This is a genomic window from Tsukamurella ocularis, from assembly GCF_024807615.1.
Classification (GTDB): domain Bacteria; phylum Actinomycetota; class Actinomycetes; order Mycobacteriales; family Mycobacteriaceae; genus Tsukamurella; species Tsukamurella ocularis.
The window spans coordinates 272,020-298,788 of sequence record NZ_JANUCJ010000001.1 but is presented as its reverse complement, the minus strand read 5'-3'; the positions used below and the strand labels follow the sequence as shown (position 1 = coordinate 298,788).

Genomic DNA, 26,769 nt, shown 5'->3' with positions numbered 1-26,769 from the left:
CGACCCGGCTCCGGTGTTCACTGGTGCGGTGGGATGGGTGGCGGTGGTGCGGCGTGTCGGTATCGCGGTACTGACCCTGCTGTTGGCGTCCATCGTCATCTTCTCGGTGCTGCACGCCGTTCCGGGGGATCCCGCGGTGGCACTCGCCGGTGCGGACGCGTCGCCCGCGACGCTGGAGGCGCTCCGGCACGAGCTGGGTCTCGACCGGCCGCTGGTCGTGCAGTACCTGCAGTGGCTCGGCGGGGCGCTCACGGGTGACCTCGGTCGGTCCTACGTCATCGGGGGCAGGATCGACGCGCTCCTCGCCGACGGCCTGCGCAATACCGCTGCCCTGGGGCTCACGGCCCTGGCGATCGCGGTCGTGGCCGCCGCGGCGCTGTCGTTCATCGCCGTCGCCTCCCGCACGACGTGGGTGCGTTCGGCGATCGCCGGGTTCGAGGTGATCGGGATCGCGGTACCGCCCTTCGTGACCGGCGTCCTACTCGTCGAGTTCTTCGCCGTCGCGTGGCCGGTGCTGCCGGCGGGCGGCACCCCGCCGCGCGGCTACACCGACGACGTGGGGATCACGCTCCAGTACCTGCTGCTGCCCGCCGTCTGCCTCGCGATCCCGGTGGCTTCGACCCTCACCAGGTTCTTCTCCGAGGCGCTCCGCACGGAGTGGGCGCGGCCCTACGTCCTGACCGCGCGCGCCGCAGGCGTCCCGGCGGTACGGATCCTGGTGCGGGGCGCCGCGCGCAACGCCCTGCCGTCGGTCGTCACGGTGTTCGGCATCCAGGCAGGCCAGCTGCTCGGTTCGGCGGTGCTGGTCGAGGCGATCTTCGCGTGGCCCGGTCTGGGGCAGCTCCTCGGGCAGGGCATCGCGGCACGCGACTATCCGGTGGTGCAGGCGGTCCTCCTGCTCGCAGTCACCGTCTTCATCGTCATCGCGCTGCTCACCGACGCCGCGTACCGCCTCCTCGACCCCACCCGGAGGCCGGCATGACGCGCTCGCGCACACTGCTCGCCGGGGCCGTACTGCTGCTTCTCCTCGTGGTTCTCGGCGTCGCCGCACCGCTGCTGGCGCCCGAGGACCCCCTCCGGCAGATCCCCGGAGCGAACCTGCTGCCGCCCGGAGCCGGCCACCCGCTGGGCACCGACGACCTGAACCGGGACGTCCTCAGTCGCGTGCTGTACGGGATCCGGACCAGTCTGCTCGTGATCTTCAGCGCGGTTCCGATCGCCGCGCTGATCGGCGTCGGGCTGGGCGTCGCGAGCACCGCCCATCGGGCGGTCGACACCGTCCTCGCCCGCGCCTCCGATGTCGTCCTGGCCTTCCCCGCGCTGATCCTCGCGATCCTGCTCACGGCGCTGCGGGGCCCGGGCATCGTGACCGTCGTGCTCGCGATCGCCGTCGCCGAGGCCCCCGTCTTCCTCCGGCTGACCCGGGCCGAGATCCTGCGTCTGCGGGGAACCGCCTACGTCGAGGCGGCCCAGGTCGCCGGCGCGTCGCCGGGCACCGTCCTCGCCAAACACGTTCTGCCCAACGCGCTCGAGCCGCTCGCCGTCCAGGTGGCGCTCGCCCTCTCCCTCGGCGTCTTCGTCGAGTCCGGGCTGAGCTTCGTGGGGGTCGGAGTGCGCCCGCCGACGCCGTCCCTGGGCTCGGTGCTGGCGGGAGCGGTGAACAACTGGGACGCCAACGCCGCGTATGCCTGGGGGCCGCTGGTCGCGATCGTCGCCCTGTCGCTCGCTCTGTTGCTCATCGCCCGAGGATTCGCGGGGGCCCGCCGATGACCGCGCCGCTGACCATCACCGGCCTGACCATCACCGGACCCGACGGTCGGGTCCTCGTCGACGGCCTCGACCTGACCGTCGCCGCGGGCTCCGTCACGGCCCTCGTCGGCGAATCCGGCTCGGGGAAGACACTCACCGGCCTCGCGATCCTCGGCCTCCTGCCCGCGGGGCTCTCCGCCGGGGGCGGCATCGACCTCGGTGGGGAGCAGGTGATCGGGCGGAGCGAGCGCGCACTGCGACCGCTGCGTGGGACGCGCGCAGCCCTGGTCTTCCAGGAACCGCAGTCGGCGCTCAATCCGTCGCAGCGGATCTGGCGGCAGATTCTCCAGGTCCTGCGCGCCCACCGGCGGGTGGGGCGCGCCGACGGTCGGCGCCGGGCGATCGAACTCCTGGCCGACGTCGGGATTCCCGAACCCGAAGTCCGTGCGGACTGGTACCCCCACCAGCTCTCCGGCGGGCAGAAGCAGCGCGTGGTCATCGCGCTCGCCCTCGCCGCCGAGCCCGCGCTCCTCATCGCCGACGAGCCGACGACCGCGCTCGACGTCACCGTGCAGGCGCAGATCCTCGCGCTGCTCCGCGACCTACGCGACCGGAAGGGCCTTGCGGTCCTGCTGATCTCGCACAACCTGGGAGTCGTCGCCGACCTCGCCGACACTGTCACCGTCGTCCGCGCCGGCGAGACTGTCGAGACCGCGCCGGTCGACGAGATCTTCGCGCACCCACGGGCCGTGTACACCAGAGAGTTGCTCGCCGCCGTTCCTCGTCTCCCCACAGGGGCCGGGCCGGCGCGGGACACCCCGACGCTGGAACCGGTCGCGCGCGTCGAGGGACTTCGTGTGGTGTTCGACGGTGCGGCCGCCCTCGACGGCGTCGATCTCACGGTGGGCCGCGGTGAGGTGGTGGGCCTCGTCGGCGAATCGGGCTCGGGGAAGACGACGCTGGGGCGTGTCCTCGTCGGCCTTCAGGAGGCCGATGCGGGCCTCGTCGACGTGCGCGCGACGACACTCGGACTCGTCCACCAGGACCCGTACGCTGCGCTCGACCCGCGCTGGGACGTCGGCCGGATCGTGGTGGAGCCACTGCACATCGCCGGTCAGCGCGACAACCGGATCCTGCGGGAACGCGCCGCCGAACTGATCGACGCCGTCCGGCTCCCGGCGGACGTGCTGCGTCGGCGGCCCGCCGAACTGAGCGGAGGGCAGCGGCAGCGCGTGGCCCTCGCGCGCGCCCTGGCGGGCTCGCCCGAGCTCGTCGTGGCGGACGAGCCGACCAGTGCACTGGACGTGTCCGTGCAGGCGGGCGTCCTGGACCTGTTCCGGGAATTGCACGCGGAGTTCGGTTTCGCGGCGGTGTTCATCACCCACGATCTCGCTGTGGTGGGCGAGGTCGCGGATCGGGCGGTGGTGCTGCGGCACGGCCGCGTCGTCGAGGAGGGACCGGCGAGGTCCCTGCTGGCGGCGCCTCGATCGGAGTACGCGCAGGAGCTCGTGGCCGCGGTGCCGGTGCCTGACCCGGAGGTCCAACGGGCGCGGCGGGAGGAGCGGCGATGAACGGCGTCACGCGGCGATCGGTTCTGCTGGGGGCGTTGGGTATCGGCGCGGCGGGCGCGCTGTCGGGGTGCACGTCCGCCGTCCGACAGGCGCGGGACGCGAACGCCGCGCCCGGCGGCGCCGGCGGCACACTGGTGCTCGGCTCGTTGGCCGACATCGACCCGAAGTCGATCTACAGTCAATCGGTCACGACGATGGCGATCGGCCTCCTGGTGTGGGACACCCTGATCCGGTACGACCGGAGCACGCGTACCCCGCGGCCCGCGGTGGCCCGGTCGTGGGACGTCGCACCCGACGGTCGGAGTCTGACCCTGCATCTGCGGGACGACGTCCGGTTCCACACCGGTCGCCCTCTCACGTCGAAGGACGTCGCGTACGCCGTGTCGGTCTACGCATCCGACGCTGCGGGCTCCCAACTGCAGGCGGCGGCGAAGGCGGTGACGGCGGTGGACACCCCGGATCCGCGCACCGCCGTCCTGCGGTTCGCCGCCCCTGTGCCGAACGTCTTCGACCTGCTGGAGTTCATGCTGCTCGTCGATTCCGAATCGGCCGCGGAGCTACGGGCGGGGACGAGCTTCGTGGGTACCGGACCATTCCGGTTCGACGGCCGCGAGGTTGCGGCGAGCGCTGATTTCCGTCGCTTCGACGGGTACTGGCGAGGGCCTGCTCGCCTCGACGGCGTGACGCTGCGCGTGGTTCGCGATGCCGGTGCGCTCCTCACGTCGATCCGGGCGGGACAGTCCGATCTCGTTCTCGACGCCGCGCCGCGCGCGCTGCGACAGTTCCGGGACCAGTCGCTGTACCGGATCACGACGGGCGACGTCCACGACGCCGCGTACTACGTGGGCGCCAACGTGGCGGCGCAGGGCTTGGCGGACAAGCGGGTGCGGCAGGCGATCTCGTACGCCGTCGACCGGGACCGGATCGCGGCGGAGGTCTTCGCGGGCGCGGCCGTGCCGAGTTCGGCGCCGTGGGCCGCGAGCTCCCCGGCGTACGACGGTACCGCGGCGTCGCACTACCGCACGGACCGCGACCGCGCCCGTGCGCTCCTCGCGGAGGCCGGCGGTCCCCGGCGGCTCACACTGAGCTACCCGACCGGGCTGGCCGCCGCTCCGGCGATCGCCGCGATCGTGCAGAACGACCTGGCGGAGGTCGGGATCACCGTCGAACTCGATCCCCGTGAGCAGGCGGCGTTCTCCCCGTTCCTCAAGTCGGGGAAGCACGAACTGTGGGTCGGGCCGCACGGTTTCGGCCAGTCGGATCCCCTGACCCTGGCGGGCGGCGCCGCGCCGTTCAAGCCCAAGGGCAATCTCTCGGGCTTCGCCGCGCCCGAATACACCGCGCTGGTCGCTCGACTCGGACAGGAGGGACCGGGGCGCCCGGAGGTGCTGCGCGAGTACACGGACTACCTGCTGGACCAGCAGTTCGTCATCGACCTCGCGATCTCGCCCGCCACCTACGTTTCGCCCGCGCGGGTCAAGGGTCTGGACTGGAACCTCTACAAGTACGTCGATCTGCACGGCGTCACGGTCCGCTGATTACAGCCAGCGGTAGCGCACCTCCGGCCGCCCGCGGCCGCCGTACTCCGTGACCCGCTCGCACAGCCGGTCGTCCGCCAGGCGCTCGAGGTAGCGCCACGCCGTCACCCGCGACATCCCCGTCCGGGACGCGACTTCCGCGGCGCCGAGGGGCGTGCCCGCGTGGCGCAGCGCGCCGGTCACGGCCTCCAGGGTCGACGGTGCCAGCCCCTTCGGCGCCGTCGTCTCCGCGGGAGCCTCGCGCAGCGCGGCGAACGCGGCGTCGACCTCCCGCTGGCCCACGTCGCCGCCGCCGAGTGCGTCGCGGAAGGAGAGGTAGCGGCGCAGCCGGTCCGCGAAGGCCGCGAAGGTGAAGGGCTTGATGAGATAGAGGATCGCGCCGCTCGCCATGGCGCCGCGGACCGTCTCGATGTCGCGGGCCGAGGTGATCACCATGACGTCCGGCCGCGGCCGCACACCGGCGAGGTCGGCCGCGAGGTCGAGGCCGCTGCGGTCCGGCAGGCCCACGTCGGCGAGCACCAGGTCGACGGGCGGGCCGGCGACGGCAGACCGTCGGACCTCCTGGAGGGCGGCGCCCGCCGTACCGGCGACCCCGGCGACCTCGAAACCGTCCATGCGCCGGACGTATTCGGCGTGCGCGCGAGCGATCTGCGGCTCGTCGTCGACCACCAGCACCCGGATCGTCATCGCTCTCCTCCCGGCAGGCGCACCGTCACCGTCGACGGCGCGCGTTCCGCCTCGATCGTGCCACCCGTCTGCCGCACCACCTGATCGACCAGGGCGAGGCCGAGCCCGCCACCGTACAGTCGGCCGCTGCGGTCCTTCGTCGAGTAGCCCCGCGTCCGGGCACGGGTGAACTCGTCGGCGGACATGCCCGGCCCGCTGTCGGTGACTCGCAGTTCCCAGTCGGTGCCCGGGCTCGACGCCGAGAGCTCCACCCAGCCGCCCGGTCCCGCGGCGTCGACCGCGTTGTCGACCAGGTTGCCGAGCAGAGTGAGCAACTGCGCATCCGGGAGCGGCGCGCGAGCCAGGTCGGTGCCCTCAGCGACGGTGAGCTCGACGTCGAGCGCGGCCGCCGCGGAGGTCTTCGCCACGAGCAGCGCGACCGCGGACGGCGCGGGGTCGCCTGCGAGCCGGTCGACGAGTTCCTGAGAGGCGGAGCGTTCTGCGACGGCGAGATCCGCCGCGGCCTCGTCCTCGCCGAGCTCGATCATCGTCACTACTGAGTGCAGCCGATTGGCGTGCTCGTGGGCCTGCGCGCTCAGGGCGTCCGCGAGCGACCGTGCGGTGTCGAGTTCGCCGAGGACGGTCTGCAACTCGGTGCGGTCACGGACCGTGAGGACGGTGCCGATCGGGCCCGTCGGGCCGGTGACCGGGCGGCGGTTCACCAGGAGCACGCGGTTGCCGGTCACGTGCAACTCGTCGTCGAGGTCGGCCGCGCCGCGGAGCGAGGGCGGTAGGTCCGCCTGCGCGACGTCGCCGTCCGGCAGCTCCAGCAGTCGGCGGGCCTCGTCGTTGACGACCCGGGCCGGGCCTTCGGGGGCGTCGGCGTCGAAGACGAGAAGGCCCTCGGAGAGGGTGTGCAGCACCGCGTCGTGGTGCTCGTACAGGCCCCGCAGGTCGTGTGCGGAGAGCCCGAGGGTCTGGCGGCGCAGCCGCCGCTGCGCGGCAGCGGACAAGGCCACCAGCACGAGCAGCGCGCCGACGACGACCGCGAGGATCCGGGGCAGCGCGTCGCGCACCTGGTCGCCGAGCCGGGCCCGGGTCACCCCGGCGGAGACCAGCCCCACCAGCGTGCCGGAGGCGTCGTGGACTGGCGTGACGGTGCGGATCGACGGGCCGAGGCTGCCGGCGTAGGTCTCGGTGAAGGTCTCCCCGGCGAGGGCGCGGTCGATCGTGCCCGTGAACTTGCCGCCGATGAGCTCCGGATCGGCGTGGCTCAGCCGCGTGCGGTCCGGCCGCATCACCACGACGAAGTCGAGCCCGCCCAGGGCGCCGATGCGCTGCGCCACCGGCTGCATCACCGCCGACCCGTCGGGTGCGGCGAGTGCCGCCACCGTCGACGGGGAGGCCGCCAGCGCCACCGCTGCGGCCCGAGTCTGGGCGCGGGCGGTGCGGTCACCGTCGTCCCGCGCCTGGGTCACGACCAGCCACGACGCGCCCACGGCGATCGTCAGCAGGATCGCCACCTGAGCCAAGAAGGACTGGGCGGCGACGCTGCGCGTTTTGTTCCTCACGATGAAGACGTTTACACAATGAACACAAGCTGTGCTGCAGGTCACAGTTCTCGCACTATCGATCCAGGCCGATTCAGGCCCATCGACCAAGGAGGACGCCGTGGCGGCTCAAGGAAAACGCGACCGGACGCACTGGCTCTACATCGCGGTGATCATCGCCGTGGTGGCCGGCGTGATCGTGGGCCTGGTGGCCCCCGAGTTCGGCAAGGGACTCAAACCCCTCGGCGACCTTTTCGTCAGCCTGATCAAGATGATGATCAGCCCGGTGATCTTCTGCACCATCGTGCTCGGCATCGGTTCCGTGCGGGCCGCGGCCAGCGTCGGCAAAATCGGCGGGCTGGCGCTCGGCTACTTCATCGGGATGTCGACCTTCGCGCTGGGCATCGGCATCGTGGTGGGCAACCTGCTCAAGCCCGGTACCGGCCTCGGCATCCACGCCGACCCGACGGTCGGCGCGAAGTACGCGGACCAGGCGCACGCCGCTGGTGGCACGTGGGGCTTCGTCCAGGGGATCGTGCCCGAGACGCTGTTCTCGGCGCTCACCGCCGGGAGCGTCTTGCAGGCGCTCTTTGTGGCGCTGCTCGTGGGCTTCGCGCTGCAGGCCATGGGCCCGGCGGGCGAGCCCGTGGTGCGCGCGATCGGAGTGCTGCAGAAGCTGGTCTTCCGCGTGCTGGTGATGGTGCTGTGGCTGGCCCCCGTGGGCGCCTTCGGTGCGATGGCGGCCGTGGTCGGGGCGACGGGCTTCGACGCCGTCATCCAGCTCGGCTGGCTGATGCTCGCCTTCTACATCACCTGCGCGCTGTTCGTCTTCGTGGTCCTCGGCTCGCTGCTCCGCTTCGTCACCGGCCTGTCGGTGTTCAAGCTGGCCCGCTACCTCGGGCGCGAGTACCTGCTGATCGTCGCGACCAGTTCCAGCGAGTCGGCGTTGCCGCGGCTGATCGCCAAGATGGAGCATGCGGGCGTCGAGAAGACGACGGTCGGCATCGTGGTCCCCACCGGCTACTCCTTCAACCTCGACGGCACCGCGATCTACCTCACGATGGCGTCGCTGTTCATCGCCGACGCGATGGGCTCGCCGCTGAGCTACGCGGAGCAGTTCTCGTTGCTGCTGTTCATGATGATCGCCTCCAAGGGCGCCGCCGGTGTCACCGGCGCCGGCCTCGCGACGTTGGCCGGCGGCCTGCAGAGCCATCGCCCCGAGCTGCTGGGCGGCGTCAGCGTGATCGTCGGCATCGACCGGTTCATGTCGGAGGCGCGCGCGCTCACCAACTTCTCCGGCAACGCGATCGCCACTCTGCTCATCGGCAAGTGGACCTCCACCGTCGACCTGGCGCAGACGCAGCGCGTGCTCGACAAGCAGGACCCGTTCGACGAGGCGACGATGGTCGACGACCACGGAACGGAAGCCCCGCCCGCTCCGGACGCGAAGGTGGCCGCCGCGCACTGACCCCACCTCCCGAATTTGAACACCGTTTCTGTTCAGCGTGACCTGTGGTTTCGTCGAACGGAAACGGTGTTCAATTCTGTCAGCGGGTGAAACGCGCGCGCACCGATTCCTTCGCGAGGCCGTAGTCCTCCAGTGCGTACGTGTGGTTGGGGCGGCGGGCGCCGGAGCGGCTGGCGTCGTGCATCGCCGACATCGCCTGCCGCGCATCATCGGTCAGGTCCAGGCCGAAGGAGTCGTAGATGGTTCCGACGGTGCCGAGCGGGTCGGCGACGAGGTCGCGGTAGTCCACGTCCACGAACTGGGCTCCGCGGCCGGCGGAGGTGTGCCGGGCGCGGGCCTCGTCGTAGGCATCGAGCCCGCGGGCCCAGGTGTCCAACTGGTCCGCCCCGATCGTCGCGCCGGTGAAGGTCGTCGACCAGCCGTCGGTCGCGTGCTGCGCCAGCGAGCAGACGGAGGCGATGATCGTCTCGGCCGGGCGGTGGCATTGCACGATCAGCGCGTCCGGGTACACCTCGAGTACCGCGTCGAGCGCGAACAGGTGGCTCGGGTTCTTGAGCACCCACCGCTTGCCTGGATCGTTCATGCCGATCAGCTGCAGGTTCCGCTTGTGCCGACGGTACGCGGGCGTCCAGTCCTGCTCCGCCAGCCAGCCCGCGTACGACGGGACGTGCGCCAGGCATTCGTAGGAGACCGAGTGCACCGACTGGCGCAGCAACTGCCAGCACTCCTCGACCTCCGAGGCCGACATGTAGTGCAGCCCCATGAATTCGGGATGCTCGGTGTGGTGCTGCGCGTACTGCTCGTCGAGGAGCTGGTAGACGGGGTTCTCGGCCCAGGTCTCGCGCGGGGGCCGGGGCTGCGGCACCTCCGCGAGCCACATCTGCAGACCCTGATTGCCGGGATCGGCGTCGAGGAGGCGGTGCAGGGCCGTCGTCCCCGAGCGAGGGAGGCCGGTGACGAACATCGGCCGCTCGACGGCGACGGCGGCGTGGCCCGGGTTCGCCGCGAACGCCGCCTCGCTGATGAGGCGCGCGGAGAGCGCGCCGCGCAGGAAGACGCGGGAGAGCTTGGAGCCGAGCTCGGTGAGCGCCGCCTCGTCGCGGTAGGAGTCCAGCAGTACCTGCAGGGCCTCGCGGTAGCCGTCCGACGGGTCGCCGAAGTCGCTCAGCCCGGTGCGGCGCATCGCGGACTCGTGCAGGTCGTCGACGGTGCCGACGGAGGTGGTGATCTCAGACATGGAATTCTCCGCAGTTGACGTCGAGCGTCTGGCCGGTGATGCCGGACGCGCGAGGGGAGGCGAGGAACAGGACGGCGGAGGCCACCTCGTCCTCGGTGGGTAGGCGTCGCAGGTCGGAGTTCTTCGCCGCATCGGCGTAGTCCTCCTCGACCGTGACACCCTTGGTGCTCGCGCGGTACTCGAAGTAGGCCTTGAGCGTGTCGCCCCAGATCCACCCCGGCACCACGGAATTGATCCGGATGCCCTCGGGGCCGAGTTCGGTGGCGAGGGACTGCGCGAGCGCGAGCTGCGCCGTCTTTCCGGCCTTGTAACCGCCGTAGCGCAGGTCCGAGTGGCGGATCACCATCGAGTTCACGTTGACCACCGCGCCGCCGCCGTCCGCGGCTGCCAGGGCCTCGCGGAAGGCGAGCACGGTGCGCAGCGCGCCGAGTGCCATGAGGTCGACGCTCTGCAGGATGTGCGCCGGGTCGGTCTTCACGAGCCGCTGCATCGACGGGTACGTGAACGCGTTGTTGACCACCGCGTCGACCCGGCCGAACCGCTCCTGCACCTGCGTCGCCAGCGCGGCGAGCGACCCCTCGTCGGTGATGTCCGCGGGGATCGCGACGGCACCGTCGATCTCGGCGGCCATCGCCTCGAGCCGCTCCGCGGTCCGCGCGACGAGGACCACCTGCGCGGCCTCGTCGGCGAACCGTCGGGCGAGGGTGGCGCCCAGGGCCGGCCCCGCCCCCGCGATGACGACGACCCTGCCGTCCAGTCCCAGTCCTGCCATCAGCCGACCATCCTTTCGCCGACGAGCCGCGCCCGCTCCGCGATCCGGGCGTGCCACGCGGCGCCGTCGATGCGGTTGGAGGCGTAGTGGGGGAGGTGCTGCGCGACGTCCGTGAGTGGAACCACCTGCGCGATGGGGCCATCGGCGGGAGTGAGCGGGGAGTCGATGCGCTGCCAGCGGAACTGGAGGTAGCCCCGACGGTGCCCGAGCGTTTCGACCCAGTTGGTGACACCGGGATCGTTCTCCGACACCACGATGCGGATCATGCCGTCCGGATCCACCTGCGCCTGGGCACCGTTGAGCGAGGTCTGGTGGTGGATGTAGTCGAGCGAGATGTACCAGCGGCTGCCGAGCTGGAAGCCCAGGTACGGCGCGTCACCGCGCGGGACCGTGATGATGAGCGCCTGGTCGTCGGCGAGGTCGTAGTGCCCGACCGAGGAGAACTGGGTGGCGAGGCCGCCGGGCGTGAGCCGCGGGGCCGTCAGCGTGTTCACGGGGAGTGGGTCGTAGAACCACTTGGGGAACTGCAGCCAGGTCTTCACGCGGTTCACCAGCTGCTTGCCCGCGGCGGCGTAGCGCTTGGCCATGAGCTCGGGGGTGATCGGGGGCGGGGCAGTGCCCGCGGTGTCGGCGCGCGCGATCGCGAAGGTGCTGCGCTCCGCCGACCAGTCGTCGAAGACCTCGCGGATCACCAACTGCGCCTTGCCGGGCGGGAGCCGGTAGTAGGAGCCGGGGACGGCCTCGCCCGGGCCGAAGCGGACCTCGAACCGGCCGTCGGCGTCCACGGTCAGCTCGCGGTCGTCGAAGGCGACGGTACTGGCCGGCACGTTGTCGTCGGTGTACTCGCCGCCGCCCAGTACCTGGAAGCTGATGTCAGCGGTGGTGCCGCGGCGCCCGGTCACGACGTACTCGTGTGCGCCATCGACCCGCGCGCCGAAGTACAGCGTGTCCGGGTTGTCGAGGCCCATCTTGGTGAACGGCCCGGTGCCACTGAGCAGGAACGGGTGATCCTTGTCGAAATGGAAGGCGCCGTGCACGCAGGCCGCCACGCCCTGCGCGAGGTATTGCAGACCTTCGAGCAGGTCGGCCTCGGTCTCGATGTGCGGTGCCGCGGCGACGAGGCCCTCGGCCTCAGTGATCGCCGCGACGAGCGAATCGCTGTACATCCCACCTCCGATAGTGGTACAAATGTGGACCAGTGTGGTAGAACCTGTTCCAGACCGTAGGCGCAGGTGTCGAGGAGTGTCAAGGGAGTGGCGATGACGGAACCGGTGGAATCCGCGGAGCGGGGCGCGGCGGGCCGGACCTCGCCCCCGACCGAGCGGGTGGTGGCGGTGCTGGAGTTCCTGTCCCGGCACGAGCGCGAGCGATTCGGGATCTCCGACCTCGCCCGGCGCGTGGGGCTGAGCAAGCCCACCTGCCTCGGCATCGCCGCCACCCTGGTCGAATCGGGGTACCTGATCCGCGACGTCCGGGACAAGACCTACCGCCTGGGGCCCGCCCTGATCCCGCTCGGTAGGGCGGCCCGGACGTCCCTGCGGGCCGATCCCGCGGGCGGCGACATTCTGGCCGGCCTGTGGGAGGCGTTCGGGCATCCGGTGTCGCTGTCCGGCGTCGTCGGTGACCGGGTGACGGTGCTCGACGTGGCCGTCGATCCCGGCCGCCCGGCGATGGTGAGAGTGGGCGACAGCTACCCGTTCACTCCGCCGATCGGCTTGATGTACGTGCTCTGGGACCGCACCGGGCGGCTGGAGCGGTGGCTGGCCCGCGACCGGCTCCGGGGCGACGGCGACCGGCTGGCCCGGGTCATCGAGGCGTGTCGCGCGGACGGCTACCTCGTGGAGCTGCTCACCCCCGCGGGGCAGCAGCTGTACCGGCTCATGGCGGGCGTGCCCGGCGACATCCCGGCGGAGCTGCGGGCGCTGCTCGGTGAGGTGGTCGCCGGTATCGGCGACCGCGTCCACCTGCGGGGCGACGCGGGGGAGGCGGGCGCGGCGCGGAACGTCAGCGTCATCTCGGCGCCGGTCTACGACGGCGACGGCACGCAGGCCATGGTCGCGAGCCTGTACGTCAGCGCCGAGCTCGACGAGCGCGGCATCGCGGAGCGGGCATCCGCGCTGATCGCCGCCGCCGACCGGATCACCGTCCGCATCGGGGGCCGCAAGCCCCGCCGCTGACGTGTTGACAGCATGTGAGAACAGGTCCTAATCTCCGGAACAGAAATGGACCAAAGCGGTCCAAATATGAACCGGAGGTTGGAGTGGTGGAGACGACGGTCGCCGCGGATCATCTGCGGCTCCTCGAGGCGGAGGCGGTGTACGTCTTCCGCGAGGTGGCGGCCACCTTCGAGCGACCCGTGCTGCTGTTCTCGGGCGGCAAGGACTCGGTGGTCATGGTGCACCTCGCCGCCAAGGCCTCCTGGCCCGCGGCGATCCCGTTCCCGGTGTTGCACATCGATACCGGGCACAACTTCGACGAGGTGCTCGCCTTCCGCGACGAACTCGCCGCCGACCGCGGCCTCCGGCTCGTCGTCGGCAGTGTGCAGGACGACATCGACTCCGGCGCCGTGGTCGAGCCCACCGGGCCCGGCGCCACCCGCAACCGGCTGCAGACCGCGACGCTGCTCCGCACCCTCGGCGAGCACCGCTTCGACGCCGCCTTCGGCGGGGCGCGTCGCGACGAGGACAAGGCGCGCGCCAAGGAGCGGATCTTCAGCTTCCGCGACCGCTTCGGCCAGTGGGACCCCCGCGCGCAGCGGCCCGAGCTGTGGAACATCTTCAACGGCCTGCACAGCAAGGGTGAGCACATCCGCGTCTTCCCGCTCTCGAACTGGACGGAGCTCGACATCTGGCAGTACATCGCCGCCGAATCGATCGCCCTGCCCTCGCTGTACTACGCGCACGAGCGAGAGGTGATCGAGCGCGACGGGATGCTGCTGTCCACGGGGCCGCTCGTCGTACCCCTGCCCGGCGAGACACCCGAGCGCCGGACCGTGCGGTTCCGCACCGTCGGCGACGCGACGTGCACCGGCGCAGTGGAATCGGACGCCGCCACCCCCGATGCCGTCGTGGCCGAGGTCGCCACCACCCGGGTCACCGAGCGCGGCGCGACCCGCGCCGACGACCGGATCTCGGAGGCCGGAATGGAAGACCGCAAGAAGGAGGGCTACTTCTGATGGAGATCCTGCGCATCGCGACGGCCGGCAGCGTGGACGACGGCAAATCGACGCTCATCGGACGGCTGCTCTTCGAATCCAAATCCGTGCTGGAGGACCAGCTGAGCGCGGTCGCCGCCACCACCGCCGCCCGCGGCGAGGAGGGCGTCGACCTGGCGCTGCTCACCGACGGCCTGCGGGCCGAACGGGAACAGGGCATCACGATCGACGTCGCCCACCGCTACTTCGCCACCGCCACGAGGAAGTTCATCCTCGCCGACACCCCCGGGCACGAGCAGTACACCCGGAACATGGTCACCGGGGCGTCGACGGCCAACGTCGCGCTGATCCTCGTCGACGCCCGGCACGGCCTCACCCGGCAGTCCCGCCGGCACACCTTCCTCACCTCGCTCCTCGGCGTCGAGCACATCGTGCTGTGCGTCAACAAGATGGACCTGGTCGACTTCGACCGCACGCGGTTCGACGCCATCCGCGCCGAGTTCGCCGAATTCGCCGCCAAGCTCGAGGTGCACGACGTGGAGGCCATCCCGGTCTCCGCGCTCCTCGGCGACAACATCACCGAGCGCTCGGCGAACACCCCCTGGTACGACGGCCCGTCGCTGCTCTACCACCTGGAGAACGTGCACGTGGTGAGCGATCGGAACCTCATCGACGCGCGCCTGCCGGTCCAGTACGTGATCCGGCCCCGCGACAGCGACTTCCGGGGCGTCGCCGGCACCGTCGCCTCCGGGGCGTTCGCGGTCGGCGACGAGGTGGTCGCGCTCCCGTCGGGCTTCACCACGACGGTCGCCGAGCTCTACCGGCCCGGCGGCGCGAAGGCTGACCGACTGGAGGCGGGGGAGGCCGCGTGCGTCCGGCTCGCCGACCACCTCGACGTGGGCCGCGGCGACGTGCTGTGCCGGCCCGCGAATCGCCCGCAGTCCGCGACGGACCTCGACACGACGCTGTGCTGGTTCTCCGACACCGCGAAGCTCACCGTCGGCGCTGAGTACCGGATGCTGCACGCACACACCGCCGAGCCCGTGCGGGTGGAGGCACTGGACTACCGGCTGGACACCAGCACCCTGCACCGCGACCAGGACGCCGCCGAGCTCGGGCTCAACGACATCGGCCGGGTGCAGCTCACGGCCCGTCGCCCCGTCCTGTTCGACCCGTACCGGCGCAACCGCACCACCGGCAGTTTCGTGCTGGTGCACCCGCAGACCAACGAGACCGTCGCCGCGGGGATGATCACCGGTCCGACCCTCAAGTCGACCGCTGTCGTCTGGCACGGCGCGGCCGTGCGGCGGGAGGACCGCGCCACGCGGGGCGGCACCGTCTGGCTGACGGGGCTCTCCGCGTCCGGCAAGTCGACGGTGGCGTGCGAGCTCGAGCGACTACTGGTGGCGCGCGGCGTGCCCGCGTACCGGCTCGACGGCGACAACCTGCGGCACGGCCTCAACGCCGACCTGGGCTTCTCCGCGGCCGACCGGGCCGAGAACGTGCGGCGCGTGGGCGCCGTCGCGCAGCTGCTCGCCGACGCCGGGACGGTGGCGATCGCCTCGCTGATCAGCCCGTACCGCGAGGACCGCGACCGGATCCGCGCGCAGCACGTTCAGGCGGGCCTGCCCTTCGTGGAGGTGTTCGTGGACACCCCCGTCGAGCTGTGCGAACAGCGCGACCCCAAGGGCATGTACGCGAAGGCGAGGGCCGGCGAGATCCCCGAGTTCACCGGGATCAGCGCGCCCTACGAGGCGCCGGAACGGCCGGAGTTGGTGCTGCGGCCCGAGGACGGGGAGCCCGCGGAACAGGCGCTGGTGGTGCTGGACCGCTGGCTGAAACTTCGGCCGTGAATCACCCGTCTAAACTGGGCTGGTGCACGTAGACACGGTCTCCCACGCCGCCTCCACGCCCGATGTCGACCAGCCGTACCGCGAGCTCGGACTCAAGGACGACGAGTACCAGCGCATCCGCGAGATCCTGGGCCGCCGACCCACCGACGCCGAGCTCGCCATGTACTCGGTGATGTGGTCCGAGCACTGCTCCTACAAGAGCTCCAAGGTGCACCTGCGGTACTTCGGCGAGACCACCACCGACGAGATGCGCTCCACGATGCTCGCGGGCATCGGCGAGAACGCGGGCGTCGTGGACATCGGCGACGGCTGGGCGGTGACCTTCAAGGTCGAGTCGCACAACCACCCGTCCTACGTGGAGCCCTACCAGGGCGCGGCCACCGGCGTGGGCGGCATCGTGCGCGACATCATGGCCATGGGCGCCCGCCCGATCGCCGTGATGGACCAGCTGCGCTTCGGCCCGGCCGACGCCCCCGACACCCGGCGCGTGCTCGACGGCGTCGTGCGGGGCGTCGGCGGCTACGGCAACTCCCTGGGCCTGCCGAACGTGGGCGGCGAGACCGTCTTCGACGCCTCCTACGCGGGTAACCCGCTGGTCAACGCGCTGTGCGCCGGCGTGCTGCGCACCGAGGACCTGCACCTGGCCTTCGCCTCCGGCAAGGGCAACAAGATCATCCTGTTCGGCGCCCGCACCGGCCTCGACGGCATCGGCGGCGTCTCCGTGCTCGCCTCCGAGAGCTTCGACGCGGACGAGAAGCCCAAGAAGCTGCCGTCGGTGCAGGTGGGCGACCCGTTCATGGAGAAGGTGCTCATCGAGTGCTGCCTGGACCTGTACCGCGAGAAGCTCGTGGTGGGCATCCAGGACCTCGGCGGCGCCGGCCTGTCCTGTGCCACCTCCGAGCTGGCGGCAGCGGGCGACGGCGGCATGTACGTCGACCTCGATCAGGTGGCCTGCCGCGCCCAGGGCATGAGCGCCGCGGAGATCCTCTCCTCCGAGTCCCAGGAGCGCATGTGCGCCGTGGTGACCCCGGAGAACGTCGACGCCTTCATGGCGGTCTGCGCCAAGTGGGACGTACTCGCCACCGTGATCGGCGAGGTCACCGACGGCGAGCATCTGGTCATCGACTGGCACGGCGAGACCGTCGTCGACGCCCCCGCGCGGACGATCGCCCACGACGGGCCCGTCTACACCCGGCCCGTCGAGCGGCCCGCGTTCATGGACGCGCTCATCGCCGACACCACGTCGGGCCTGCGCCGCCCCGCCTCCGACGACGAGCTGCGCGCCACCGCGCTCACGCTGCTCGCCTCGCCCGCGCTGTGCTCGCGCAAGTTCATCACCGAGCAGTACGACCGGTACGTCCGCGGCAACACCGTGCTCGCCGAGCACGCCGACGGCGGCGTCATCCGGATCGACGAGAGCACCCAACGCGGTATCGCGCTGTCGACCGACGCCTCGGGCCGCTACACCTACCTCGACCCGTACGAGGGCGGCCGGCTCGCGCTCGCCGAGGCCTACCGCAACGTCGCGGTCACCGGCGCCACCCCGAAGGCCGTCACCGACTGCCTGAACTTCGGCTCGCCGGAGGACCCGGGCGTGATGTGGCAGTTCCAGCAGGCGGTGCACGGCATCGCCGACGGCTGCGTCGAGCTCGGCATCCCCGTGACCGGCGGCAACGTCAGCTTCTACAACCAGACCGGCAGCACCGCGATCCTCCCGACTCCGGTGATCGGCGTGCTGGGCGTGATCGACGACGTGCGGCGCCGCATCCCGACGGGGCTCGGCACCGAGCCCGGCGAGACGCTGTACCTGCTGGGCGACACCCACGACGAGTTCGACGGCTCCATCTGGGCACAGGTCGAGCACGACCACCTCGGCGGCGTGCCGCCCCGCGTGGACCTGGGCCGCGAGAAGCTGCTCGCCGACGTGCTCACCGCCGCCTCGCGCGACGGACTCGTCTCCGCCGCGCACGACCTCTCCGAGGGCGGCCTGTGGCAGGCCGTCGCCGAGGCCGCTCTGGCCGGCGAGACGGGCTGCCGCCTGCTGCTGCCCGAGGGCTCCGACGCCTTCGTGCAGCTGTTCTCCGAGTCGACGGGCCGCGTCCTCGTCGCCGTGCCGCGCACCGAGGAGACCCGGTTCGCCGCCATGTGCGCCGCCCGCGAGCTCCCGGCCGTCCGCATCGGCGTGGTCGACCAGGGCAGCGACTCCGTCGAGGTCCAGGGCCGGTTCAGCGTGACGCTGGCCGACCTGCGCGCCGCGCACGAGGGCACGCTGCCCGCACTGTTCGCCTGATGGCGGCACCGTCGGGCGAGAACACCGCAGCGGCCGCGTCGACTGATCCCGGCCTGCACGCCGGGCTCCGCGCCCGGCACCTGATCATGATGAGCCTCGGCTCCGCGATCGGCGCCGGGCTGTTCGTCGGCGCCGGCAAGGGGATCGCCCTGGCCGGTCCGGCGGTGCTCATCGCCTACGCGGTGGCGGGGCTCGTCGTCATCGCCGTCATGCGGATGCTCGGCGAGATGGTCGCCGCCGACCCGAACCCGGGCGCCTTCTCCTACTACGCCGGCCGCGCGCTGGGGCCGGGCGCCGGCTTCGCCGTCGGCTGGCTCTGGTGGGTGCAGCTGTGCCTGGTAGTGGCCGCGGAGGCCGTTGCCGCCGCCGCGATCCTCAACGGGCTTCTGCCCGGCGGGCCGCCGGTGTGGGCGTGGGCGCTCGTCTTCATGGTCGCGCTGACCGCGTTGAACCTGGCAGGGGTCCGCGGCTTCGGCGAGTTCGAGTTCTGGTTCTCGCTGATCAAGGTCGTCTTCGTGGCGCTCTTCCTGGTCATCGGCGTCGGCTACTTGCTCGGCTGGACGTCGGCGCCGTCGCCCGGGCTGGGCAACCTCACCGACTTCGCGCCGCACGGCATCAGCGGTGTCGTCGCCGCCCTGCTCGTGGTGGCCTTCGCCTTCGGCGGCATCGAGATCGTCGCCGTCGCCGCGGCCGAGACCCGGGACCCCGAGCGCACCGTCGGGCGGGCCATCCGCGCCACGGTCTGGCGGATCCTCGTCTTCTACGTCGGCAGCGTCGCCGTGATCCTGCTCGCGCTGCCCTGGGACGACCCGGCCGTCGCGAAGGAACCCTTCGTCGCCGTGCTCAAAGCCGCGGGACTGCCCGCGGTGGGGACCACGCTCGGCGTGGTCATCGTGGTCGCCCTGCTCAGCTCGCTCAACGCGAACCTGTACGGCAGCTCGCGGATGCTCTACTCCCTCGCCGAGCGGAGTATGGCGCCGGCCGCCTTCGGGCGCGCGAACCCCTCGGGGGTGCCCGTCCTCGCGGTGCTCGCGAGCTCGGTCATCGGCTTCCTCTCCGTTCCGGCGACGTACATCTGGGGCTCCGAGGTGCTGGACCGGCTGCTCGCCGTCGTCGGGTCGACGCTCATCGTCACCTGGCTCGCCACCATCGCCTCGCAGATCGTTCTGCGCCGCCGCGCCGAGCGCGACAGGACCCGCCTGCCGCTGAAGATGTGGGGCTATCCGTACCTCTCGTGGGCCGTCCTGCTGGTGCTGTTGGGCATCGTGGTCCTCGCGATCGCCAACGACGACGTCCGATACCAGGTGCTCTCGACGTCCGCGATCGTCGCGCTGCTCTGGATCGCCGGGACGGCGCACGCGCGCGGTCAGGCCCGTCGAGCGTCCTTGGAGCGGTAGAGGCCCGCGTCCGCCGCGACGATGAGCGCCTCCACCGAGGTGCCTGCTTCCGCGGTCGTGGTGGTGCCGATGCTCGCGCCGATCCGCACCACGTGCGCGTCGGCGCCGTCGGCGGCGGGCAGTTCGACGGGCGTCGATAGTGACCGGTGTATGAGCTGCGCCGCGTCGCCGGGCTTGAAGGGTGGGGAGACGAGGACAGCGAACTCATCGCCGCCCACACGGTAGAGGGTGCCGACGCCCGTCAGTGCGGTGCGGATCCGCGCCGCGATCGCCCCGAGCAGTTGGTCGCCCACGGCATGCCCGAGTCGGTCGTTGATCGCCTTGAAGCCGTCGAGGTCGACCAGGCAGAAGCCGACGCTGCCGGCAGGCGCTTCCGTGAGATCCTCACGCAGCCGACGCCGGTTCGGCAGCCCCGTCAGCGCGTCGTGGTGGGCCAGATGGCTGAGTTCAGCGTGGGTGGCCCGCAGCTCGGTGACGTCGTGCCCGACGCCCACGAGAAACGCGGGCCGGTCTCCCGCCGCCGGAACACGGCTCAATGCCCAGCGGCCGACGCTCGTGTCGCCCGAGAAGCGCAGCCGCCGGTGCTCGAGGAACCGCGTGACGCTCTCGTCGTTCGCCTCGGTCAGCTCCTGCAGGGCCTGCTGCACGTCGTCGGGGTCGTCGGCGAGGAGCGGCCGCACGTCGTCGCCCGACGTGCCGAGGAGCGTCGGATTGGCCTCCATCATCCGGGTCATCGCCGAGCTCGCCTCGAGGATGCGGCCCTGCTCGTCGGCGACGAAGATGGGGGAGCGGGCGTGCTCGAACATCACGCGCAGCCGCGCCTGCGCCTGCCGCTCGCCCTCCTCGGCCGACTGCCGGGCGAGCTGCGCCGCCCGGTGGACCACGGCCTGCCTGTCGATGATCCGGTGGGTGAGGGCCCCGGCGTAGCCTCCGGTGTATTCCGCGAGGATCAGTGCGGACCGGCGGCGGATCTCTGCCGTCGGGGCGCGGACCAACGCATCCGGTAGGTCCGCGATGGCACGTCCGCCCGCCGCAGCTCCCGCAGGGACGGTGATCTGCAGCGAGACCAGTAGCCTGCCGAATTCGGATCCGACCGTCGGATCGAAGTCGTCCGCATTGAGGGCGGCGATCATGGATTGGAACACCGTCAGCAACTCGGCGCGGACCAGCGCCGCGGGAATCGGCAGGTAGACCTCGTCCACGATCGATACGAGGAACTTGTCGACGAGCAGAGCGACGACGGACTCGCCTCGCGCTAGGAAGCCCAGCGGTGACAAGGATTCCGTCATGTTCCTCCTTGCTCTTCGTCGATTCGAGTGTACGCGGGAAGGGCGATTCGATAGGTTCGACTTGCGATGATGAACACCACACCCGCGAGTACGCCCGCTACCCCCTCGTTCGACATGGAACGGCCGAACGTGGCGCGGCTGTATGACTATTTCCTCGGCGGTGCCAGCTATCTTCCCGTCGACCGGGAAGTGGGCGAGGCGATGGCGGTCGACGCCCCGCACTGGGCTCTGAGCGCGCGGATGACGAGGACGTTCGGGCGTCGTGCGGTGCAGACAATGGCGAGTGCGGGCGTCGACCAGTTCCTCGACCTGGGATCGGGCACCACCGCGGGCGGTGGGATGCACCTCCTCGCGCGGATCAACCGCCCCGCAGCGCGAATGGTCTTCGTCGATAGCGAGCCGATCAGTTATGAGCTGGGACGGCAACTGATCGATGACGATCCGGGTGCTGCGGTGATCAAGCTCGACTTCCGAGACGTCGACGCGGTGCTGGATCACCCGGTGACACGGGGACTCATCGACTTCGACCGACCCGTCGGCCTGCTCCTCGCCGGTGGGCTCGTCTTCGTCGCCGACGACGAGGATCCCGGCAGCATCGTCCGCCGGTACCTCGAGCTGCTGGTACCGGGCAGCATGATCGCTCTCGCGCACTTCTCCGACGATTCCTCGCATCCGGAGATCAGGGCAGAGCTGAACTGGGTGCGCCGCAGTTACGAGCGGACCGGCTCGCCGCTGCACGCGCGCTCGCGTGAGGAGTTGCTCTCCTGGCTCGTCGGCACGGAGATCCTCGAGCCGGGATTCGTGCGCACCGGCCGTTGGCGCCCCGAGTTCCCGCTCACCGAGGCGCAGATGCGCTGCGACTACGGCTACGTCGGTGTCGGACGGGTCGTCTGAGTGATCGTGCTCAGCGTGGCGTGATCGGCAGGGTCGTCACGATCCGGTCCGACGGGGTGGCCGCCCCGCCCGGCCCCTCGATCGAGATCCCGAACGTGGTGGCGCCGTCGATCGACGTGACCGCGGCCGTCGTCGTCGGCCGCACGTCGGCCTGCGTCATCGTGCCGCGGGAGCGGGCGCCGCCGCCCGGATCCATCAGCCACATCTGGTAGACGGTGCCGTCCTCCGGCGGAGGCACGTCGTTCATCAGGACGACGCCCGCGTTGCGCTCCCGCGAGTAGATGAACGAGATCGTCGCGTCGCCGACGCGCGCCTGCGTGGTCCGTGCATCGGGGGCGGCGAGCACGATCTCGGTTTCCGACGGTGCCCGCCCGTCCTGCCCGGCGAGGACGGACCGACCGAGGACGACGCCGGCCGTGACGGCGACCACGACGACGGCCGCCGCGGCGACCGCCCGCAGCGCGGTCCGCGAGGGTCGGCGGTTCCGGCGGATCGGCGTGACCCCCGGATCGTCGACCACATGGGCCAGGACGCGCTCGAAGACCTCCGCGGGCGGCTCGATACCGTGTTGGGCGGCCTGCGCCGCCATGGTCTCGCGCACAGCGTCGACCCGAGCGTCGAACTCTTCGCGCACGTCGGCGGCCGCCGCCTCGCGCGCTGCCTCGACGCCCGACCGCTCGTCGGCGTCGAGGGCGTGCAGGGCGTATACCTCTGCATCGTCGAGGAGCGCGTCCCCGCTCCCGTTGCCTGTCGACACGTCGCTCATGACAGCACTCCGAAGGGCTCGAGGCACCGGCGCAGGCGCGCGATGCCGTCGCGGATGCGGCTCTTCACCGTGGCGAGCGGGGCGTCCAGCCGCTCCGAGACCTCGCGATAGGTATGGCCGCCGTAGTAGGCCATGGTGAGGGCGTCGCGCTGCGGTTCGCTCAGCGTGTCGAGGCAGTCGACCACGGCGCCGGAGTCCTCCCGCTGCTCGCTGGTCTCCGCCACCACGTCGTGCGGGCGCTGGAAACTGGAATGGGCGAAGCTGTTCTCGCGTTCCCCGCGGGCGCGTTCGGCGCGGACCCGGTCGACGGACCGCCGGTGCGCGATGGTCACGAGCCAGGACTCGGCCGAGCCGCGGGCGGCGTCGAAATCGGCGGCCTTGCGCCACGCCTCGAGGTACACCTCCTGCGCGACCTCCTCGCCGTAACCGCGGTCCCCGATCACCCGCAGCGCCGTGCCGAAGACCAGGCGACCGGTACGCTCGTACAGTTCGCGGAAGGCCCCGACGTCGCCGGCGGCGGTGCGTTCGAGCAGGTGGTCGGCCTCGGTTCGCGCGCGAGTCATGCGGGAGTCTCCTTCGTCCCGCGGTACGTTACCGGGTCCCGGCACACCGGACCGGATGCCGCCCCCGACCGCGGGACGGGACATCGTCAGGGGAGCGCACACAGCGGCGCTATCCGCCCGAGTCCCCCGGTGGTCGGCGTGCTCAGGATCGTGCACGCGTTGTACCCGAGCCGCTCCGCGGTGGCGCGCACCTGTGCCCACCGGGCCGGCGGCACGGCCGCCGTCCGCGACAGGACGAAGGCGCTGCGGCGCGCCGGATCGCCGACGAAGGCCCAGGAGTAGTCCGGAGCCAGCGCCGCGACCACGTAGTTGGGCGGGCCGTCGAGGGCGTCCTGGGTCGGCACGCCGGGGAAGGAGACGTGGAGCTGCGCCGTGGTCCGGGTATCGGTGACGCGGGCGTTGCCTCGGATGGAGGAGGTCGACCCGGTCCACGTGGTGCACGTGTTGTGGACTGAAATGTTGGTCGCATCGACGATCCGGTACGTCGCCGTGGTGTCGCGCGCGCACTGCGCGCTGAACGGCGCGGGGATCGCGGCCAGCTGGTGCCAGGTCCCGACGTAGCGGGCCACGTCGACCTTCGCCACGGGGCCGAGGGGCGCCGCGGCGGCGGGACTTGCGACGGCTGTCGCGACGGCGAGGGCAGCGGTGCAGGCGATCGCGGCGGAGCGGACGGTGTGGATCATCGGTTCTCTCCTCGGTAGGATCGGGGGACGAAGGTGCTCATCGGGTGGCCTCCGGTGCGAGCACGATCTGCTGCACGTCGAGGTAGCCAGAGCGGAACCCGGCTTCGCTGTAGGCGAGGTAGAACTCCCACAGACGCCGGAAGTCCGGCGCGTCCGCCGGCGGCGGCAGGTTGTCGGGGTCCGCGAGGAAGCGCTCGCGCCACAGGCGCAGGGTCTCCGCGTAGTGCTCGCCGAACCGGTGCCGGCCCCGGACGGCGAGGCCCGCCGTCCGGGCGGCAGCGGCGATGGCCTCGGTGGAGGGCAGCATCCCGCCGGGGAAGACGTACTTCTGGATCCACGTGTACGTGCGGAGTGTCGCGAGCATCCGGTCGTGCGGCATCGTGATCGCCTGCAGCGCGATGCGTCCGTGCGGCGCGACGAGCCGGGCCAGCGTCCCGAAGTACTCGTCCCAGTGCGCGGCGCCGACGGCCTCGATCATCTCGACGGAGACGACCGCGTCGTACTCCCCGTCGACGCTGCGGTAGTCGAGCAGGTCCACCCGCACCCGATCGGCGAGTCCGGCCGCGGCGATCCGCTCCAGCGCGAGGGAGCGCTGCTCCGTCGACAGCGTCACCGAGCGGACCGTCGCGCCCCGCGCCGCCGCGCGCAGGCAGAGCTCGCCCCAGCCGGTCCCGATCTCCAGCAGGCGCGTGCCGGGGCCGACGCCCGCGGCGTCGAGGAGACGGTCGATCTTGTCGTGCTGCGCCTCCGTCAGTGCCGCCCAGTGGGGTTCGCCGGCGTCACCGGCGCGGGTCACGCCGGGCTCACCGTCGGGGATCTCCTCCGGGGAGAACAGCGCGCTGGAATAGGTGAGGGTTTCGTCGAGGAACATCGCGAACAGCTCGTTGGAGAGGTCGTAGTGGTCGGAGACGTTGTCCTGCACGTTGTCGGGCGTGCCGATCTCGGTGTGGGGCCGGGCGGTGGCGGCGAGACGGCGCAGCGACTGCAGCCACCGCGGCACCAGCTCGGGCATCTGCTCCGCCAGAGCGGTGAGCGCCGCGACCAGGTCCGGAGAGTCCCATTCTCCGGCGACGTAGGCCTCGCCGAACCCGATGAGTCGGGCGGTCCCGATCCTGCGGTGCACGGCATCCGGTGCACGAAGGACGATCGTCGGTTCTGCGGGGGCGGGATCATCCGCCGTCGTGACGGCGACGCCGCTGCGCGCCGCGGCACGCGCGAGCAGCGTGCGGGCCGCACGGCCGAGGACGCGGGCGCGGAGCCCGGTGGGGACGGGTACGCCGAGATGGCCGGCGCGAAAGCTGCGGGGGGCGAGGTCGACGGTCACGGGTGCGCTTTCTGGTCGGTGGTGTCGGGGCGGGGGACGAGCGGTAGGCCGGAGGCCCACAAGCGGATGCCGTGCAGGCGGATCCGGACGGCGACGAGCAGCGGCACGAGGGGGGCGCGCAGCTGCGCCAGAAGGATCCGTCCCGGCGTGGCGGCTCTGCGGGTTCCCCGCCACTGGGCGGTGAACGGGGCCCGGCCGGCCCTCTCAAGCACCACGTCGATGGATAAGCTTCCATCCGGTTCGGGTATCCGGAGGTGGTACACGCCGTCCACCGGGTGGAACGGGGACACGTAGAACGCCTTGGCGACCGACGCGCCGGACAACGCCGAGGGTCCCAGCACGTACGCGTGCCGACCACCGTAGGTGTTGTGCACCTCGGCGACGATCGCGCACACGTTCCCGGCGGCGTCGTGACACCAGAAGACCGTCAACGGGTCGAAGACGTAGCCCAGGCAGCGCGCGTTGAGGAGTGCGGTGATCGTGCCGCCGGGAACGTCGACGCCGTTGTCGCGCAGTGTCTCCTCGACCCTGCCGCGCAGGGTGTCGGCACCGTCGGCCACCGGGGACAGGTGGTCGGCGGCGCGGAAGGAGGCGAGCGGGCGCAGCCACAGCGGCACGGTAGGCGGGGCGTCGACGTCGATGAACCAGCTCGCGCTCCGATGCCGGAAGCCGTGCTCGACGGGGGAGCGTCGCAGATGCCCGATCTCGGTGTCGTACATCGCGGGCGGGCGGGTCACGGCGCGACCCCGGCCACTCGGCGGGCGGCGCGCAGGCCCGACGCCGCACCGTCCTCGTGGAAGCCCCAGCCGTGGTAGGCCCCCGCGAAAGCGAGCCCCGGGCCGGAGATCCCGTCCAGGCGTCGCGCCGCGGCCACCGACTCCGAGGTGAACGCGGGATGCTCGTAGGGCAGCTCGGCGAGCACCCGCGCGGGGTCGACGAGGTCCGCTCCCCCGAGCGTCACCAGCGCGGTCTCGCGGCCGCGAGGCAGGCCCATGAGGCGGGTCAGGTCGTAGGTCACCGAGACCGGTCGCCCGTCGCCGGTGGCGAGGTAGTTCCACGAACCGCGGGCGTTCTCGGTGCGCGGCAGCAGCGAGGTATCCGTGTGCAGCAGAGCGGGATTAGGCGTGTAGCGGATCGTGCCCAGCAGCTCGCGCTCGAGGGCGGTCGGCCGATCGAGGAGCGCCAGGGCCTGGTGCGGGTGGACCGCGACCACGGCACCGTCGAATTCCTCCGCGGTCCCGGCGTCGTCGACGACCCGTACGCCTCGGTCCGTCCGGGCGAGCGCGCGGACCCCGGTCCCGGTCCGAACGTCGGCGACGCCAGCCGCGACCCGCTCGACGTACCGCGCCGATCCGCCGACCACCGTGCGCCACTGCAGCGATCGCCCGACGGTGAGCATGCCGTGGTTGTCGAGGAACCGGAACAGATGGCGGGCCGGATAGGCGTCGACGTGGTCGGGCGGGCACGACCACACGGCCGCCACCAGCGGGCGGAGGAAGCCCTCCACGAGACGTTCGCTGAAGTCCTCGCGCAGGACGAACGCGCCGAGCGGAAGGTCCGCCGCATCGCCGTGGAGGTGGTCGCGGGCGCGGCGGTGGAACCGCGGTACCTCCGCGAGCAGCCGCAGGTGGTCGGTGTCGACCAGGTGGCGCGGCGTGGGCAGGAGGCCGCGGATGCCCTTGCCGCCCGCGAACTCGACGCCGCGCGAGTCGTCGCGGATCGACATGCTCATCTCGGCGTCCCGCGTGGCGACGCCGAGTTCCTCGAACAGGCCGCACAGGACCGGGTAGGTGCGGTCGTTGTGCACGATGAACCCGGAGTCCACCTGCACCGGTTCGTCGAACCCGAGATCGACCGTGTGGGTGTGGGCGTGCCCGCCCAAGCGGATGTCCCGCTCGTACAGCGTGACCCGCGCCGACCGGCTCAGCTCGTGCGCGGCGACGAGTCCGCTGACCCCGCTGCCGATCACCGCGAAGCGCTTGTTCGCATCGTTCATGCCCGTCAT

23 protein-coding genes are annotated in these 26,769 nt (G+C 71.6%); 11 read left to right on the top strand and 12 right to left on the bottom strand.

What is annotated here, in order from left to right:
- Positions 1 to 28 precede the first annotated feature (28 nt).
- From HNP44_RS01550 to HNP44_RS01535, 4 genes are read left to right on the top strand one after another with little or no spacing between them, the layout of a single operon-like run.
- On the top strand, positions 29 to 982 hold the full coding sequence (locus HNP44_RS01550; protein WP_259144119.1) for an ABC transporter permease: 954 nt from the start codon (positions 29 to 31) through the stop codon (positions 980 to 982).
- Positions 979 to 1,770 (top strand): ABC transporter permease, encoded by a 792-nt coding sequence (locus HNP44_RS01545; protein WP_259144117.1) that lies wholly within the window; start codon positions 979 to 981, stop codon positions 1,768 to 1,770. The genes HNP44_RS01550 and HNP44_RS01545 overlap by 4 nt, the downstream gene beginning before the upstream one ends.
- On the top strand, positions 1,767 to 3,320 hold the full coding sequence (locus HNP44_RS01540; RefSeq protein ID WP_259144115.1) for an ATP-binding cassette domain-containing protein: 1,554 nt from the start codon (positions 1,767 to 1,769) through the stop codon (positions 3,318 to 3,320). The genes HNP44_RS01545 and HNP44_RS01540 overlap by 4 nt, the downstream gene beginning before the upstream one ends.
- Complete coding sequence (locus HNP44_RS01535) at positions 3,317 to 4,858, top strand: ABC transporter substrate-binding protein (protein WP_259144113.1); 1,542 nt, start codon at positions 3,317 to 3,319, stop codon at positions 4,856 to 4,858. Before HNP44_RS01540 ends, HNP44_RS01535 begins: the two co-directional genes overlap by 4 nt.
- Here HNP44_RS01535 and HNP44_RS01530 read toward each other — a convergent pair whose 3' ends face one another.
- Together HNP44_RS01530 and HNP44_RS01525 are read right to left on the bottom strand one after the other, a co-directional pair.
- Entirely contained in the window at positions 4,859 to 5,545 is a 687-nt protein-coding gene (locus tag HNP44_RS01530; RefSeq protein WP_259144111.1) for a response regulator, read from the bottom strand.
- Positions 5,542 to 7,098 (bottom strand): sensor histidine kinase, encoded by a 1,557-nt coding sequence (locus HNP44_RS01525; RefSeq protein ID WP_374758738.1) that lies wholly within the window; start codon positions 7,096 to 7,098, stop codon positions 5,542 to 5,544. The genes HNP44_RS01530 and HNP44_RS01525 overlap by 4 nt, the downstream gene beginning before the upstream one ends.
- A gap of 97 nt (positions 7,099 to 7,195) precedes the next feature.
- Between HNP44_RS01525 and HNP44_RS01520 the strand changes: the two genes are divergently transcribed.
- A complete protein-coding gene (locus HNP44_RS01520; RefSeq protein ID WP_259144107.1) occupies positions 7,196 to 8,542 on the top strand; it encodes a cation:dicarboxylate symporter family transporter in 1,347 nt (448 codons plus the stop codon).
- 79 nt (positions 8,543 to 8,621) lie between these two features.
- Here the strand turns inward: HNP44_RS01520 and HNP44_RS01515 are convergent, their stop codons facing one another.
- The 3 genes from HNP44_RS01515 to HNP44_RS01505 are packed head-to-tail and all read right to left on the bottom strand — an operon-like array spanning position 8,622 to position 11,717.
- Positions 8,622 to 9,779, bottom strand: a complete 1,158-nt coding sequence (locus tag HNP44_RS01515; protein ID WP_259144106.1) for a sulfotransferase family protein — start codon at positions 9,777 to 9,779, stop codon at positions 8,622 to 8,624.
- Positions 9,772 to 10,551, bottom strand: a complete 780-nt coding sequence (locus tag HNP44_RS01510) for an SDR family oxidoreductase (RefSeq protein WP_259144105.1) — start codon at positions 10,549 to 10,551, stop codon at positions 9,772 to 9,774. Before HNP44_RS01510 ends, HNP44_RS01515 begins: the two co-directional genes overlap by 8 nt.
- Positions 10,551 to 11,717, bottom strand: coding sequence for a hypothetical protein (locus tag HNP44_RS01505; RefSeq protein WP_259144104.1), 1,167 nt, complete (start codon positions 11,715 to 11,717; stop codon positions 10,551 to 10,553). The genes HNP44_RS01510 and HNP44_RS01505 overlap by 1 nt, the downstream gene beginning before the upstream one ends.
- A 93-nt stretch (positions 11,718 to 11,810) precedes the next feature.
- On the opposite strand from HNP44_RS01505, the gene HNP44_RS01500 reads away from it, so the two are divergent.
- The 5 genes from HNP44_RS01500 to HNP44_RS01480 all read left to right on the top strand — a co-directional run bounded on the left by HNP44_RS01500 (position 11,811) and on the right by HNP44_RS01480 (position 19,245).
- The gene (locus HNP44_RS01500; RefSeq protein WP_259144103.1) at positions 11,811 to 12,728 is read left to right on the top strand and encodes an IclR family transcriptional regulator; all 918 of its coding nucleotides are present in this window, start codon (positions 11,811 to 11,813) and stop codon (positions 12,726 to 12,728) included.
- An 83-nt stretch (positions 12,729 to 12,811) separates the two neighbouring features.
- Entirely contained in the window at positions 12,812 to 13,726 is a 915-nt protein-coding gene (gene cysD / locus HNP44_RS01495) for a sulfate adenylyltransferase subunit CysD (RefSeq protein ID WP_374758715.1), read from the top strand.
- On the top strand, positions 13,726 to 15,558 hold the full coding sequence (gene cysC, locus HNP44_RS01490) for an adenylyl-sulfate kinase (RefSeq protein ID WP_259144101.1): 1,833 nt from the start codon (positions 13,726 to 13,728) through the stop codon (positions 15,556 to 15,558). The genes cysD and cysC overlap by 1 nt, the downstream gene beginning before the upstream one ends.
- Before the next feature lie 22 nt (positions 15,559 to 15,580).
- Positions 15,581 to 17,848 carry a phosphoribosylformylglycinamidine synthase subunit PurL gene (purL, locus tag HNP44_RS01485; protein WP_259144100.1) on the top strand — a complete coding sequence of 756 codons (2,268 nt, stop codon included), beginning with the start codon at positions 15,581 to 15,583 and terminating at the stop codon, positions 17,846 to 17,848.
- Entirely contained in the window at positions 17,848 to 19,245 is a 1,398-nt protein-coding gene (locus HNP44_RS01480; RefSeq protein WP_259144099.1) for an amino acid permease, read from the top strand. Before purL ends, HNP44_RS01480 begins: the two co-directional genes overlap by 1 nt.
- Here HNP44_RS01480 and HNP44_RS01475 read toward each other — a convergent pair.
- Positions 19,215 to 20,534 carry a sensor domain-containing diguanylate cyclase gene (locus HNP44_RS01475; RefSeq protein ID WP_259144098.1) on the bottom strand — a complete coding sequence of 440 codons (1,320 nt, stop codon included), beginning with the start codon at positions 20,532 to 20,534 and terminating at the stop codon, positions 19,215 to 19,217. The two genes, HNP44_RS01480 and HNP44_RS01475, sit on opposite strands and share 31 nt — an antisense overlap.
- 66 nt (positions 20,535 to 20,600) lie before the next feature.
- Here HNP44_RS01475 and HNP44_RS01470 point away from each other — a divergent pair, with 66 nt between their 5' ends.
- A complete protein-coding gene (locus HNP44_RS01470; RefSeq protein WP_259172157.1) occupies positions 20,601 to 21,428 on the top strand; it encodes an SAM-dependent methyltransferase in 828 nt (275 codons plus the stop codon).
- Between the two features lie 10 nt (positions 21,429 to 21,438).
- Here the strand turns inward: HNP44_RS01470 and HNP44_RS01465 are convergent, their stop codons facing one another.
- From HNP44_RS01465 to HNP44_RS01440, 6 genes are all read right to left on the bottom strand, one after another.
- A complete protein-coding gene (locus HNP44_RS01465) occupies positions 21,439 to 22,194 on the bottom strand; it encodes an anti-sigma factor (protein WP_259144096.1) in 756 nt (251 codons plus the stop codon).
- Positions 22,191 to 22,757, bottom strand: a complete 567-nt coding sequence (gene sigK / locus HNP44_RS01460; RefSeq protein ID WP_259144095.1) for an ECF RNA polymerase sigma factor SigK — start codon at positions 22,755 to 22,757, stop codon at positions 22,191 to 22,193. The genes HNP44_RS01465 and sigK overlap by 4 nt, the downstream gene beginning before the upstream one ends.
- A gap of 86 nt (positions 22,758 to 22,843) precedes the next feature.
- The gene (locus tag HNP44_RS01455) at positions 22,844 to 23,440 is read right to left on the bottom strand and encodes a lipocalin family protein (RefSeq protein ID WP_259144093.1); all 597 of its coding nucleotides are present in this window, start codon (positions 23,438 to 23,440) and stop codon (positions 22,844 to 22,846) included.
- Between the two features lie 37 nt (positions 23,441 to 23,477).
- On the bottom strand, positions 23,478 to 24,764 hold the full coding sequence (locus HNP44_RS01450; RefSeq protein WP_259144092.1) for a class I SAM-dependent methyltransferase: 1,287 nt from the start codon (positions 24,762 to 24,764) through the stop codon (positions 23,478 to 23,480).
- Positions 24,761 to 25,483, bottom strand: coding sequence for a DUF1365 domain-containing protein (locus HNP44_RS01445; protein ID WP_259144271.1), 723 nt, complete (start codon positions 25,481 to 25,483; stop codon positions 24,761 to 24,763). Before HNP44_RS01445 ends, HNP44_RS01450 begins: the two co-directional genes overlap by 4 nt.
- Before the next feature lie 14 nt (positions 25,484 to 25,497).
- Entirely contained in the window at positions 25,498 to 26,760 is a 1,263-nt protein-coding gene (locus HNP44_RS01440; RefSeq protein ID WP_259144090.1) for an NAD(P)/FAD-dependent oxidoreductase, read from the bottom strand.
- Between the last annotated feature and the right edge of the window lie 9 nt (positions 26,761 to 26,769).